Source organism: Blautia pseudococcoides (genome assembly GCF_001689125.2).
GTDB lineage: Bacteria > Bacillota > Clostridia > Lachnospirales > Lachnospiraceae > Blautia > Blautia pseudococcoides.
Window position 1 is genome coordinate 4,579,917 of sequence record NZ_CP015405.2, and the last position, 14,531, is coordinate 4,594,447.

The 14,531-nt window shown below is 47.8% G+C and carries 12 protein-coding genes and 1 pseudogene; 4 read left to right on the forward strand and 9 right to left on the reverse strand.

Translation table 11 applies throughout. The annotated features are described in order from the left end of the window. Positions 1 to 225: 225 nt before the first annotated feature. A pseudogene (locus tag A4V09_RS21500) lies at positions 226 to 811 on the reverse strand (ABC transporter ATP-binding protein); the annotation flags it as partial. An 86-nt stretch (positions 812 to 897) separates the two neighbouring features. Then, positions 898 to 1,530 (reverse strand): TetR/AcrR family transcriptional regulator, encoded by a 633-nt coding sequence (locus tag A4V09_RS21505; protein WP_242963885.1) that lies wholly within the window; start codon positions 1,528 to 1,530, stop codon positions 898 to 900. Between the two features lie 144 nt (positions 1,531 to 1,674). Here A4V09_RS21505 and A4V09_RS21510 point away from each other — a divergent pair, with 144 nt between their 5' ends. Beyond that, positions 1,675 to 2,124, forward strand: coding sequence for a MarR family winged helix-turn-helix transcriptional regulator (locus A4V09_RS21510; RefSeq protein ID WP_065544126.1), 450 nt, complete (start codon positions 1,675 to 1,677; stop codon positions 2,122 to 2,124). A 69-nt stretch (positions 2,125 to 2,193) separates the two neighbouring features. Here A4V09_RS21510 and A4V09_RS21515 read toward each other — a convergent pair whose 3' ends face one another. Then, complete coding sequence (locus tag A4V09_RS21515) at positions 2,194 to 3,972, reverse strand: DUF885 domain-containing protein (protein WP_065544127.1); 1,779 nt, start codon at positions 3,970 to 3,972, stop codon at positions 2,194 to 2,196. 140 nt (positions 3,973 to 4,112) lie between these two features. On the opposite strand from A4V09_RS21515, the gene A4V09_RS21520 reads away from it, so the two are divergent. The 3 genes from A4V09_RS21520 (at position 4,113) to A4V09_RS21530 (ending at position 7,857) form a co-directional block, all read left to right on the forward strand. Next, a complete protein-coding gene (locus tag A4V09_RS21520) occupies positions 4,113 to 5,414 on the forward strand; it encodes a hypothetical protein (protein WP_084043717.1) in 1,302 nt (433 codons plus the stop codon). Between the two features lie 163 nt (positions 5,415 to 5,577). After that, complete coding sequence (gene trxB, locus A4V09_RS21525; RefSeq protein WP_065544129.1) at positions 5,578 to 6,504, forward strand: thioredoxin-disulfide reductase; 927 nt, start codon at positions 5,578 to 5,580, stop codon at positions 6,502 to 6,504. A 72-nt stretch (positions 6,505 to 6,576) separates the two neighbouring features. Continuing rightward, positions 6,577 to 7,857 carry a galactokinase gene (locus A4V09_RS21530; protein ID WP_065544130.1) on the forward strand — a complete coding sequence of 427 codons (1,281 nt, stop codon included), beginning with the start codon at positions 6,577 to 6,579 and terminating at the stop codon, positions 7,855 to 7,857. Positions 7,858 to 8,936: 1,079 nt separating this feature from the next. On the opposite strand, the gene A4V09_RS21535 is transcribed toward A4V09_RS21530, so the two are convergent. From A4V09_RS21535 to pstC, 6 genes are read right to left on the reverse strand one after another with little or no spacing between them, the layout of a single operon-like run. Further along, positions 8,937 to 10,607 carry a sensor histidine kinase gene (locus tag A4V09_RS21535; protein WP_065544131.1) on the reverse strand — a complete coding sequence of 557 codons (1,671 nt, stop codon included), beginning with the start codon at positions 10,605 to 10,607 and terminating at the stop codon, positions 8,937 to 8,939. Beyond that, complete coding sequence (locus A4V09_RS21540; protein WP_065544912.1) at positions 10,604 to 11,281, reverse strand: response regulator transcription factor; 678 nt, start codon at positions 11,279 to 11,281, stop codon at positions 10,604 to 10,606. The genes A4V09_RS21535 and A4V09_RS21540 overlap by 4 nt, the downstream gene beginning before the upstream one ends. A gap of 10 nt (positions 11,282 to 11,291) precedes the next feature. After that, a complete protein-coding gene (gene phoU, locus A4V09_RS21545; protein ID WP_065544132.1) occupies positions 11,292 to 11,963 on the reverse strand; it encodes a phosphate signaling complex protein PhoU in 672 nt (223 codons plus the stop codon). Position 11,964: 1 nt separating this feature from the next. Further along, entirely contained in the window at positions 11,965 to 12,723 is a 759-nt protein-coding gene (gene pstB / locus A4V09_RS21550) for a phosphate ABC transporter ATP-binding protein PstB (protein WP_065544133.1), read from the reverse strand. A gap of 30 nt (positions 12,724 to 12,753) precedes the next feature. After that, positions 12,754 to 13,617 (reverse strand): phosphate ABC transporter permease PstA, encoded by an 864-nt coding sequence (gene pstA / locus A4V09_RS21555; RefSeq protein ID WP_065544134.1) that lies wholly within the window; start codon positions 13,615 to 13,617, stop codon positions 12,754 to 12,756. Beyond that, on the reverse strand, positions 13,610 to 14,488 hold the full coding sequence (pstC, locus tag A4V09_RS21560) for a phosphate ABC transporter permease subunit PstC (protein ID WP_065544135.1): 879 nt from the start codon (positions 14,486 to 14,488) through the stop codon (positions 13,610 to 13,612). The genes pstA and pstC overlap by 8 nt, the downstream gene beginning before the upstream one ends. Positions 14,489 to 14,531: the final 43 nt, after the last annotated feature.

The window sequence follows — 14,531 nt, forward strand, 5'->3', positions numbered from 1 at the left end:
TCATGGGAAGTATATACAGCAATTCCCCGTGATAGGCCAGTTTCCCCATCCAGAAGGATGGCAGCAGAGAGAAAACGTACTGCACATTTCCATGAAAAAAATACGGAACAGCCGCCCCCATAACAGTAAGGGACGAGAGCTTTGTCACGGCCATCCACTTGCCAATAGATACCCCTCTTTCCCCAGAACCGTCACAAACAGATACCCCGCAATATGGTCATCCACCTCACAGAGCTCTGACGCGTCCTGCATATTATGCGTAGTGAGCAAAGGTTTTGCCCCGCTCCCGTTCCTTCAGGATCAAATCCTTCATAACCCTGCTGTTGGCAGGGTCAAGCCCGCTGGTAGGTTCATCGAGACAAAGCAGATCCGGATCATGCAGCAAGGCCTTTATAAAAGTAAGCCTGGCCTTCATTCCCTTGGAGTAGGCGGACACCTTTTTATTTCCATCCTTCTCCAGCCCCACCAATTCCAGCAGTTCCCCAATATCCCGCCCCTTTTTCTTGTAAAGCGAAGCAAAAAAGCGAAGATTCTCTTCTGCGGTCATCTTCTCATACATAGTGGAAAACTCAAAATCAACACCAATCCGCTCATAAAATCCATTGGTGTGGTCCCTGCACTCCACCCCATTTACCTTAACAGAACCCTGATAATCCCTGAGCAGTCCAATCAAAATCTTCTGCAAGGTACTCTTCCCCGCCCCCGAAGGCCCCAAAAACCCGAAGATCTCCCCCTTCCCAACAGAAAAACTCATACCTTCTATAAACGCCTTCTTTGTATAACTAAACGCCAGTTCCTTAACTTCGATCATATTCACCCCTCCATACTATCCATTATCAAATAAACAGTCAAAATAATAACAAAATACAGTCCGGCAAACATTCCCGCCGGACTAACTCACAAAATCTGCATTACCAACCTGCGAACCAGATACCTCAGTGCCAGATCAGACTGTGCACTTCCAATCTCTTCCTTATGTAAAGTGGCAAAATAAACACCCCGAAACGCCGCAGTCAGCGCCTCTGTATCCATCCCCTTATCTGCCGCGATCCCATGCAGGATCCTTTCAGTCATGGACATATCTTCCGTCAAATGCTTCTCCAGCACATCCACGGGCAGTTTCCGTGCCAGCATTTCAACCTCCTCCGAGGTTATCCCCTTCAACACAGGCATTTCATCCATCATCCTATAAAACCCCATCATAACATCCGTTACACCCTCAACATCCAATTCCCTCCCCTTCAAACTCTCAAATCCACGAACCACTTCCCTCTCAACAATCTCATGTTGTTCCAAGATCACCTCAAACAACAGCATCTCCTTGAACTGATAAAAAAGATAAAAAGTCCCCTTAGGAATTTTCACCCTCCTCACAATCTCATCCACCGTAGTTTTCCGAATCCCATACTGCGCCATACACTTAGCCGCCTCTTCCTTAAGCCGCCTCACAATATAAGCCCTTTCCTCCTCAGAAAACCTCTTAGGCACCCATATATCCCTCTTTTTGACTGATTTTGTCATTACAGTCATAATACCCCCTCATCCCCCTAACATCCAGCCACGCATCCCGTATGCCTTTCCCTGCGCAGCATCCTTTGATTATCAAAAATTTTGATTGTGTTATATAAATAAATCATATATAATAGAATCAACCAAACCAAAAGGAGTGATAAAGTGGAACCTTATGAAGTCTTCCATGACGTACTGGTCAATCTCTTCCAGGAGATCATGGACATAGAAGAGAAGGCCCTTATTACTTCTGAATTCAAAGATATTTCCGTAAACGACATGCACATTTTAGAAGCAATCGGAGTCAAAAGCGCCCGTAACATGTCATCCGTGGCAAAGACCCTGTCCGTGACCGTGGGAACCCTGACGATTGCCATAAACAGCCTGGTGAAAAAAGGATATGTAAACCGAGTCAGAAGTGAGGAGGACCGCCGGGTAGTGCTCATATCCCTGACGAAAAAGGGAGAAAAAGCAAACACCCACCATATGAAATTCCATGACGGAATGATTCAGGCTTTGATGAAGGACCTGGACGAAGAACAGCAGAAAATACTGGTAAAGTCATTGCTTAATTTAAGAAAGTTCTTTGATTCCTACAGGGATAAAAAAGAATAGAAATGTAAAAGCGCCGTAAGAACAAGCCTGTAAATATACAGCTTGTTTTTACGGCGCTTTTTCAATCCCTTATTTATATTCCATCAGCAGATATTTTTCCAAAACAGGAAACTGTGCCGGTCCCAGCTCCAGGATATACTGGTGAAATTCCTTTAACTGGAAGGACTTGCCTGCAGCCTCCTGGGCTTCTTTCTTCAAATCAATAAAATTCAGATATCCAAGATAATACTTCAGATAGTTACTTGGATTTTCCACAATATACTGGTAGATTTCCCCGCAGGTATCCTGAGAGGCAATACCAAAGGAATTCAGCGTTTTTGTCACAGTTCCCAGATCCCATCCGTGGTCGTGGATGCCGATATCCAGCAGTGAATAGAGGCACAGGCTCACAGAGCGGTTCAGCCACAGAAGTTCCATGAGGGAGTTATCCAGCTTCAGATATTCCGCCCCGTATTCATAGGACAGGGATTCCACATAAGTGGCCCAGCCCTCCACATAACCTCCAAAGCTTAAAATATGCCGTATATCATCCGGCTCTGTTTTGCTGAAATACAATGTCTGATACAAATGTCCCGGAAAACCTTCATGCGCCAGAGTGGTAAAAAGTTCCGCTTCCGTTACCTGGCTGCCTTTGTTGATATATATAACATTGGGGCTGAGCGTATCTGCAGGCGGTGTGAGGTAGAAGGCCGGGCTGGAAAAATCCTCCATAGATTCATGCACATATTTCACTTTATAGGAAGGTTTACCGCTGTCAGGGAAATCATTGCTTATGGCCTTGTTTAGATAATCCAGCATCTGCGCAGGGGTACTGCTGCAAGTCTCCGGCAGGGAGGAAGCGTCTGTGAGCAGTTTTGGATCAGCCACGATCAGGCTTTGCATTTTTTTATAATCAGTGAGAAGCTGTGTGTAGAGCCGCTCCTCGATTTCTTTGATAGTCCTGTAGTCCCCGGTCCCGCTGCGGATCAGGTAACGATAGTAGGCAGTCCCGCCGGGGAGATTTGACAATCCGCCGGAATTTGTCCCGTTTCCCTTCAAGTCCGCCAGGCCTTTAGCCAGGGATTGGTAAGCCGGGAAGACCCGTTTTTCCATGATCTTTTCATGCATTTTTATGTAAGAGTCTGCCTGCTTTTTAGTCATGGCTTTTCGGGCGACAAATTTGTTCATTTTATCTTTAAACATAGTGGAAAGGTAATTGGTGGATATATCCTCTGTAAACGCATTGCACTGTTCTATGATCCGGTCCACACTGGTGTCACTCATGAACAGACCGTCCTCTGCCTTTTTCTTCTCAAATTCCAGGATTTCATCAAAATAACTGGTCATGGAGGAGAGTAAGGTGAAATAATCCTTGATATCATCAGCGGTCCGGAAGGTGTATTCTGCCAGCAGTACTGGAAGCTGGGACTGAATGCCCAGATTGGGACTCAGGGGTTCCTGCAGCATATAATTATCTTTTATGGACAACTGGGTAGCAAAGTCCAGATTCAGGATGTCGTAAGTGAGCCGGTTGTCTTTGGACAGCTCTTTGTATGTGAACTTTTCCAATTTTCCCTTATACTTTTCAACAGAATCATAGCCTTCCTTCAGTTTATCCGGGTCCATACATCCCAGTTTGATGGAATAATCTTTTATCCCGTATTTTTCAGGATAAGCCAGGGTATAATGCAGGTTCAGGGTATTGGATTTCACCTCCTCGGTAAAAATCTGCTGTGTAAATTTCTCAAAACGGGCATCTTCTGTAAGAAAGCGGTCTTTTTGGGTAAAAATAAGAAGGAAGAGGAAAACAGCCAGGACAATAAATCCCGGTACCAGAAATTTCCTCCTGGAAGATAAGAATTTTTTCAAAAGATGCTCCTTGGATAATACTTGAAAACTCTTTAACAGTTTATGAAAAAATCAGGCATGTATGCGTATTTTCATTGTAAAAAGGCACGCGGATGTGATAAACTTTTGATAGCGGAAGTTAGTTAAGGGAGGTGGCTTGTTTGAATAAGAAGATATGTTTGATATGCCTGCTGGCAGCCCTTTTGACTGCAGGATGCACACCGCAGGAGCCAATACCTGACGAGGAGGACGTGGTAAACCTGCCGGATGAGGAACAGCAGGAGGAAGAGACAGAGGATGTACAAAAAGAATATGATGTAGAGCTTTCCGATAAACTTTCGGATTTCCAGTTTTCCATCAACGAGACCGTATACACCCTTCCTGCAAGGCTTCAGGCTTGGAAAAATGCAGGATGGACCTATGAGAAGGACAACGGCAAAAAGGCCCTGGATCCGGAATCTTTCCTGGAGGGGGAGATATTGGAGAGTGAGGGCGGTTCCCTTGCCGTTGATATTGTCAATCTGGATGGGGAGAAGAAACTGCTTGGGGAATGTTATGTGGGCGGTGTACAGCTGGAGAGCACCGGGAATGACAGCTGTGTGTACCAGCTTCCCGGGAAGATCAGAATGGGAACCTCCACTTTGGATGAAGTCACAGAAGCATACGGTATGCCTACAGACCAGTATGAAGAAAAAGACAATATCTACCTGACTTATGAATACGGAATATACAAGCAGGCAGATTTGGTATTTGACGTACAGGATGAAATACTATATAAAGCTGTGCTGAAAAACTACAGAGAACCGGAAGACGGCAGTGAGGAAGTGAGCAAGGAAACGCCGGCGGAGGTGGAGAACTATCAGGCACCGGGAGCATTTCCGGATGATATTATGGCGTTTGTGGTGCGGTACGGAGGGGATTTCTATAAACTTCCGGCACCGGTCTGCGAATTTACAAAAAACGGATGGAAGATATCAGAGGATGGTTCCGACAGCATTGTAAAACGCGGACGTCACGGCTATGTGACACTTGAGCGTGACGGGCAGACCTTGTACGCGGTGGTAAACAATTACGCAGATATGGCGGTGCCCATGGAGAACAGTTTTGTGATCAGTGTGCACGGTGACTTTGATGTCACGAAAGTATCAGTGGAAATGTACAGGGGAATCACCCTGGGAATGAGTGAGGAGACTATGAAAGCCCTGCTTGGAGACAACGCATATGAGACAGAGGAGACGGACAGAGGTGTTTCCTATTTCATATATGCGGATGAGGATAAGCAAAACTATACCAGAATATTCGTGGATAAAGATTTGAAGCTGGTCAGGGAAATAGAACTGTCCAACAGCCCGGATACACTTTCTGCTGCGTCAATGGGAACACCGCAGGAAGAACCGGACAGTGTGGAGGCTGCGGCAATGTACGGAGATGACGAATTTCCCGGTGAGGCAAATGAAGAATAGTAAGGCAACAAATGAATAGGTCTGAGCATTCATTGCACTGACCGAAGAAGGCATTCCACAGCCAAGCAGAAATTTCATCACAAAAGGCGGTTTCCCATAGATTTTTGCCTACGGCTGGGAGTGTATGAGACAGTTACGAATAAAAAGACAGAGGTAAAACGAAATGGAGCAGAAAATATACGACATTATCATCATCGGTTCCGGACCTGCGGGTCTCTGCGCGGCAATCTATGCCAAACGGGCCCAGCTTGAAATGCTGGTCATTGAGAAAGATTTCTCCAGCGGAGGACAGATGGTAAAGACCTACGAGGTGGACAACTATCCGGGACTTCCGGGAATGAGCGGCTATGATATGGCTGAGGCCTTCCGCAAACATGCGGACAAACTGGGTGCAGCATTTGTCAGGGAGAATGTGAAAGAGGTGCAGACAGAAGGGGACCTGAAAAAAATCTCAACAAATAAAAATCAGTATCTTACAAGAACACTTGTCATTGCAGCCGGCGCCAGACACCGGACACTGGGTATCCCTGGTGAGGAGACATTTTCCGGAATGGGTGTTTCTTACTGTGCCACCTGTGACGGTGCGTTTTTCAAAGGCGGAGTCACAGCGGTGATCGGGGGCGGTGATGTGGCCGTCGAGGATGCCATTTTCCTGTCCAGAATATGTAAAAAGGTATATCTGATACACCGCAGGGATGAACTGCGGGCGGCAGGTATTTTGCAGGAAAGTGTAAAGGCTATTGAAAACGTGGAGATTGTGTGGGATACTATTCCGAGGGAAATCAGGGGAACAGAACAGGTGCAGAGCCTTGCGGTAGAAAATGTCAAGACAGGAGAAACAAAAGAGCTTGCTGTTGACGGTGTATTTGTGGCAGTGGGCATTATTCCCAATACAGAGGAATTCGGCAGTCTTGTAAAACTCAATGAATCCGGTTATATAGAAGCAGGGGAAGACTGCGCGTCCAGTATTCCGGGTATCTTTGCAGCCGGTGACATACGGACAAAACAACTGCGGCAGATTGTGACAGCAGCGGCAGACGGGGCCAACGCGGTGGATTCTGCCCAGAAATACCTGATGGAACATGCATAGCCCCCAAGGGGAGAAGATTCAGCAGCTAAACAAAAATCCATGCGCAGCAGAAGGATAAAGGAGGAATTACAAATGAAAAACATGAAGGTTCTGGCAGAGGAGATTCGCCAGGGAAGACACGACGAAATCCTGAAAGATATCTATGTGGATGAAAGCGTTCTGGAATACCAGAGAAAGCGTTATATAAAGGCAATTGAAGAATTTGAAAATATTTTCGGTGAAAGTGACGTGGAGATTTACAGCGCGCCCGGCCGATGCGAGGTGGGAGGCAACCACACAGACCACCAGCACGGTATGGTACTTGCCACATCCATCAACCAGGATGCCCTGGCGGTAGTGGGCAAATCAGAGGACGGCATGATCCACGTGCTCTCAGACGGATATGATAGGGTGGATGTGGATGTCAATGATCTGGAAGAGCGTTATGACGAGGAAGGCACAACGGCAGCTATTGTACGAGGTGTGGCGGCTGAGCTGAAATCCAGGGGCTATGAGGTTCAGGGATACAATGCCTATATTGTCAGCGATGTTCTGATCGGTGCGGGCCTGTCATCCTCCGCCGCGTTTGAAGTGATCCTGGGAACCATTATCTCCGGCCTTTTTAATGAAGGCAGCGTTGACCCTGTGGTGATCGCACAGACGGGGCAGTTTGCGGAGAACGTCTATTTCGGAAAGCCCTGCGGTCTCATGGATCAGGTGGCATGTTCCGTGGGCGGTATGATCCACATTGACTTCAAGGAACCGGGCTGCCCTATTGTGGAGAAGGTTCCCTCAGATTTTGAGGCCTACCAGTACAGTATGTGTATTGTGGACACAAAAGCATCCCACGCCGATATGGGAGATGACTATGCATCCATCCCGGAAGAGATGAAAAAGGTGGCAAAATTCTTCGGGAAAACTTATCTGCGTGAAGTGGAAGAGGATGCTTTCTACAAACAGATCTCAGGACTCAGAAGCGTGCTGGGTGACCGTCCTATCCTGCGTGCCCTTCATTTCTTTGAGGAGGAGAGAAGGGTTGAAGGGGAGGTAAAAGCCCTGAGAGATGGTGATTTCAAGGAGTTCCTGGAGCTTGTAAAGGATTCAGGCAATTCTTCCTTTAAGTATCTCCAGAATATCTACAACAGCACCAATGTACAGAAACAGGCCATGTCTATTGCCCTTGCTGTCAGCGATAAGATCCTGAGAAAGCATGGGGTGTCCCGTGTACACGGCGGCGGTTTCGCAGGTACAATTGAAATTTTTGTGGAGAACAGTTTTGTGGATGAGTACAAGACCAGAATGGACAGAGTCTTTGGAAAAGGTTCCTGCCAGATTCTGAAGGTTCGTCAGTTTGGCGGAAGAAAAGTTTTATAAGAGGATGAAAGGCTGCATCGGATAGTCCCTTTTGGGATGTCCGGTGCAGTTTTTTTGTGGGGTTCATGTGCCGGTTCAAGTGAAAAAACTTGAAGGATGGTTTACACTGATTTACATAATTACCTGAACAGGTTACATAACAGAATTTAGGACAAGGGGATGCCGTCGAAGAGGGAAAATTGGAGAAAACAGTAAGTATTTTTGGGCTTAATTTTCAGAATATTCTCAATTGTAGAATATGCACAATGCTTGTCGAAAAAACCAACATTTACCACATTCCATCCTCAAAGTTATCCACATATGAAAATCCACAAAACCCTGTAAAAATAAAGTTATCCTCAAAGTTATCCACATTATCCACAAAAATGTGTGTGGATTAATGTGATTTACATAATAATAGAAAGAACAAAGGTTTTGTACACTTGTGATAAAAAGAAGAATTTTGGGGAAAAGTGGGGAAAAGGGATTGACATTTTTGAAATCTATTTTTTGACGGGGTGCGACATAATATGCTAAAATCCGGGGATAATTGATAATGTTTTCTGATAATTGTTGGTTTCCATAATGTTGTGGGGGAGTAGAGGGGAGGGAGTTATGGGGATACCTCCTGCGCACCTGGTTGTGGTAACGGAACGCTTGTATTGCAAGATAGGGAGGTGAAGCGGTGTTTTTTTCACAAATGCTGAAAGGGACTTTAGAGGGGGTGTGCTGGCTATTATTGGGAAGAAGGAGACGTAGGGATATGAGATATCGGAACAGTTGAAGGGATATGGATTTGGGAAGGTAGCGTCCTGCTGGCAGTGCGGCTGCTATTCGCTCTTACTGATACACTCGAAGAAAACAACACCTGGCCTGATATTCCCATAACAACAGTTCCGACAATCTGCACGCCCAGATATCAAACTGCCAGCATCGCCTATTTCGCCATCTGCCGTGCTGCTGCACACGCTAGTAGACTTCTACCACTACAGCTTAACACATACCCCCCCGCCTAAACCAACAGATACAGAGAAGCGGAACTTCAGGCGGAATATTGGAGAAACGGCCTCCGGTTCATGTACCCGGATCCATAACACCCCTCACCTTATGCTCCCATTCTTCCCCCAAATAAGCCGAAACGTACTCCCCTCACCAACTACACTATCCAGTTCCACCTGCGCCCCCAGATAAGCCGCCCCGTGCTTTACGATCGACAGCCCAAGCCCGGTTCCGCCGATTTCTTTAGAATGGCTCTTATCCACTCTGTAAAACCGTTCAAACACCCTGGCCTGATCCGCGATGGGGATTCCGATTCCGGTATCTGCTACAGATATACTGACCGTGTTCTTTCCGTTCAGCACAGTGATCGTCACTTTCCCGTCCGGATGGTTATACTTAATGGCATTGTCACACAGATTGTACAACACTTCCTCCAAGATCGGCTTTGTAGTGGCAAGCACTGCATGTTCCCCTTCCAGAAAAAGTGAAACCTGCCTGCGTTTGGCCGGCTCCCGCAGCCGTTCCAGGGTCTCCTTCGCCAGCGTATAAAAGTCTGTCTCCTCCTTTTGATACGGAAGACAGCCTTCATCAAGCTGCGATATTTTAATAACATCGCCAACCAAAGCGATCAGCCGCTGGGCTTCATCGAAAATTTTTCCTGCAAATTTATTGATGTCCTCAGGTTTCACAAATCCGTCCTGAATGATCTCCGCAAATCCGGAGATAGAGGTAAGAGGTGTCTTTAATTCATGTGACACATTGGCAGTAAATTCACGCCTCAGGTTTTCCCTCTGGATTTTCTCAGTTATGTCAACCAATAACAGCACTGCGCCTGTCACTTCCTTATCTCGCAGCACAGGATTGGCAATGACCTGACAGAAATTCTCCCCTATCTGCAGGTTGGATGAAGTATGTTTGCCGGACAGAACCACATCCACAGTCTGCTGGAAGGGTTCGCTTCTGTTCAGCGCCAGAACACTGGCGTGTGCCTGTGCTTCCGTGGCGTCCAGCAGGTGCAGGGCGCTGGAATTGTAGGAGAGAAGATCCGTCTGCGCGTCAATGACTAAAAGACCCTCGCTCATATTTTCAGTGATAATGGAAAATTCCTGCTGCTGCCTTCTGGCATCCGAGAGCTGTCTGCGGATGGTGCGCTGCTGTTTGTTGATCTTAGTGAGCAGCGGGGAAATCTCATCATAGGCCTCTGTGCGCTCAGGTTCGTCCAGATCCAGGCTGTTGATAGGTGAGACGATCTTTTTGGAAATCCTGGCAGCAAAGAGGGCGGAGAGTACCACCATCATGAGCAGCACATACAGCATAGGCTGAACCAGTTCTCCGATAAGTGCTGCAACCGTATACTGGGTGCTGGAAACACGGAGGATCTGGCCGTTTTCCAACTGTTTCGCATAATAAATGGTTTTTTCCGCAAGGGTATCGGACTGGCGGGTGGCCTTTCCGGTGCCCTTTAATTTCGCTGCGATCACTTCCTGACGGTCAGCGTGGTTTTCCATACCGGAAGCCTCAGCCTTGTTGTCAAAGAGAACGGTGCCGTCCCCGGCGATCAAAGTGACTCTGGCGGATTCCACAGGAAGCTTATCCAGGGCAGAGATGCCCATGTTCTCCACAGAGATAGCCAGATATGCAGTCTCAGACTTCAACTCTTTTTCAATCTGGCTGCCGAAATAGTGATATAAAATGCCCATAATGAAACCCAGTCCGATGACCAGCACCAGAGCCGATACAAGCATTATGGAGCGGAAGATTCGTTTTGTCATGGGGTTATTCCTCCAATTTTATAGCCTACGCCCCGCACCGTTTTGATACAGTCACCTGCATTTCCCAGCTTTTGCCGCAGGGTCCGGACGTGGACGTCAATGGTCCGGCTCTCCCCGTCAAATTCATATCCCCAGATGCGGTCTAAAAGCTGTGCTCTGGTGAATACGGTTTCCTGTTCGGACAGAAGCAGGCAGAGCAGTTCAAATTCTTTTAAAGTCAGGATGATCTCCTCACCGTCCACCCGCACAATGTGCCGTGAGGGGCAGACGTAGAGGGAGCCGAGGCGGTATTCCAAAATCTTTTCCTGCTCCTGGCTGCGGCGCAGCAGGGCACGGATGCGGGAAATCAGCTCCATCATCCGGAAAGGTTTTGGAATATAGTCGTCGGCTCCGTTGTCCAGGCCCAGTACCGTGTCATATTCGCTCCCCTTGGCAGTCAGCATGATGACCGGAAGCTTTTTGGTATCTCTGGATGTGCGGAGCTTTTTTAAAATGCTCAGTCCATCTTCCTCCGGAAGCATAATATCCAGAAGGACCAGAGAGGGGACCCCTGTAGCTATGGCCTCCCAAAAATCAGAAGGCCGCGCAAACCCCTCAGCCTCCAGTCCCTGGCTGTTCAGTGTGTAAGTGACCAGCTCCCGGATATTTTCATCGTCCTCTACAAGATAGATCAATTTATTCACCTCATTCTTTTTCGGCATCCAGATGATGTTCGTCGCTCTGGTGGATGCCTGTTATGGAATACTGTACCCATTCGGCCACATTCACTGCGTGGTCACCGATACGCTCAAAGTATTTGGCAGCCATGAGGATATCCAGGGCTGCCCTGGGGTCGGCATTTCTTTTCTGGATCAGCTCCAGAAGCTCTCCCTTTACTTTGTTGAAGAGGTCATCCACAATATCATCGGAGATGACTACGGATCCTGCCAGCTCCAGGTCATTTTTTACAAAGGCATCTACGCTTAAGGTAACCATACGGATGGTGGCTGCTGCCATGTTATGGATCTGTACTTTGCTGCTGATGCTGCTTCTGACAATGTAGGGAGCCAGGTCCGCGATATCCGCTGCCTGGTCACCGATCCGCTCCAGGTCCGATATCATTTTAAGCGCGGCGGATATGATCCTCAGATCACGGGCTACGGGCTGCTGCTGGAGAAGAAGCCGCATACAGATATTTTCAATCTCACGTTCCTTCTCGTCAATCTCGCCCTCCATGGCAGCTACTTTTTTTACCACCTCCGGCTCCGGTTCATCCAGTGCCTGTGCGGCCAGGGTGATGGCCTGCTCGCACAGGCTTCCCATTTTGATCAGCTCCACATGAAGCTGTTCTAACTGTTTATCAAATCTTGTGCGCATATCAACCAAACCTTCCTGTAATATAGTCCTCAGTCCGTTTATCCTGAGGCATTGAGAATATCTGTTCCGTCTCTCCGTATTCCACGATCTCTCCCAGCAGGAAAAATGCGGTTTTGTCGGAAATACGGGCTGCCTGCTGCATGTTGTGGGTTACCATGACAATGGTATAATCCTTCTTCAGCTCCACAGCCAGGTCTTCGATCTTGGATGTGGATATAGGGTCAAGTGCGGATGTGGGTTCATCCATGAGAAGGACCTCCGGCTGAACCGCCAGCGCCCGGGCGATACAGAGCCTCTGCTGCTGCCCTCCGGACATGCCCAGGGCGTTCTGCTTCAGACGGTCTTTGGTTTCATCCCAGATGGCTGCATTCCGCAGGGATCTTTCCACGATATCATCCAGCTTTGCCTTGGAATGGACACCATGGGTGCGGGGGCCGAAGGCGATATTGTCGTAAATACTCATAGGGAAGGGATTGGGCTTCTGGAACACCATACCGACTCTTTTTCTGAGCAGGTTTACATCCATTTTACCGTAAATATCCTCCCCATCCAGAAGGATGCTTCCATCTATGCGGCATCCCTCAACCAGGTCATTCATGCGGTTCAGGGATTTGAGGAGTGTGGATTTTCCGCAGCCTGAGGGACCGATGAACGCGGTGATTTTATTTTCAGGTATCTTTAAGTTTATGTTTTTCAGCGCCTTGAAATCGGTATAATATAAGTCCAGGCTGCTGATGGATATCTTTTCCGTATTGTTCATTTTACATTCTATAACTGTTCCATACAGTTATTATACTCCCTTCGTCAGTTTTTTTGCCAGTGTGCCGGAGATCCAGTTGATGACCAACACAAGCAGAAGCAGTATGACAGATACAGCGTAGGCCTGATCCATATACAGCCCCTCTCTGGAGAGATTGTACATATGGACAGCCAGTGTGGAGCCTGAGGACATAACGCTTGAGGGTACCTCAGCCACAGCTCCGGCTGTATAGATCAAGGCGGCTGTCTCACCCACGATCCTGCCTACTGCCAGAATAACGCCTGCCAGGATACCGGGGACGGCACTTGGCAGCACGATCTTGAAGACCGTGCGCAGCTTTCCGGCGCCAAGGCCGAAGCTTCCCTCGCGAAAAGAATCAGGGACAGATTTCAAGGCTTCCTCCGTAGTGCGCATGATGAGGGGAAGGATCATAATGGACAGCGTCAGGGCGCCGGCCAGCAGGGAATATCCCCACTTCAGGGTAGTTACAAAGAAAAGAGCGCCGAACAGTCCGTATACAATGGAAGGTATGCCGGAAAGCGTCTCTGTGGTAAGCCGGATGATCTCCACAAATTTGTTGCCCCGTTTGGCGTATTCCACCAGATATATGGCGGAAAAAATGCCGAGTGGGACGGCGATCAGGAGTGATAAGAATGTGATGATCAGGGTGTTGATAATAGAAGGCATCATGGATGCATTCTCGGATGTATAGGTCCAGGCAAAAAGGCCGGGATTCAGGTTGGGAACCCCGTTTATTAAAATATAGGCAACCAGGAAAAAAAGGACGGCAAAGGTAACGGCAGTGCAGAGCATGACCAGCAGCATAAGGAGAAAGGAGCCGGGTGCCCGTTTATATTCTTTTAGCTTCTGCCCAAGATATTCTTTATTATGCATGGCGGTTCCTCCGATTGAGCAGGGCAACGCAGAAGTTGATCAGCAGGATGAAGACAAAGAGTACAACACCTGTGGCGATGAGAGCTTCCCTGTGCAGGTCTGCGGCATAGCCCATTTCCAAAACGATATTGGCGGTCATGGTGCGGACACCTCTTAAGATCCCTCTCGGCATTCTGGGCTGGTTGCCTGCGATCATGACCACTGCCATAGTCTCACCGATGGCACGGCCGATCCCCAGCACCACACCGGCTATGACACCCGATTTTGCTGCGGGAAGGACAATGGCGAAAATACTTCTCTCATGTGTGGCTCCCAGTGCCAGAGCGCCCTCATAATACGTGCGGGGAACAGACCGCAGCGCGGATTCGCTGACACCGATGATGGTGGGCAGGATCATGATACCCAGAAGAATGGAGGCAGTGAGCATACTGTTTCCGTTGCCTTCTCTAAAAAGGCTGCGGATGAGAGGTACCAGTACCACAAGACCGAAAAATCCGTATACCACGGAGGGGATTCCCGCCAGCAGTTCTGTGGCTGATTTCAGAAACGGATAAATTTTTTTCGGACAATACTCAGCCATGAAGACGGAAGTCAGGATGCCCACGGGCACGCCTATCACAATGGCTCCGGCCGTCACATAAATACTTCCCATGATCATGGGGAAAATGCCGAAAATATTGTTGCCCGGTTTCCAGCGTTCACCAAGAAGAAAATCGAAAAGGCCGATCTCTTTCATGGCAGGTATACCGTTTACAAAAAGGAAGAGACATATTAATACAACTGCAAATATAGATGCGCAGGCAGCTATAAAAAAGACTGCCTGCATTGCTTGTTCTTTATGCTTATTTTGCTTTGTGAAATAATTTTTCATGTTATAAACCTCGGTCATAAGTGATGACGAAAAGGAAGAATTC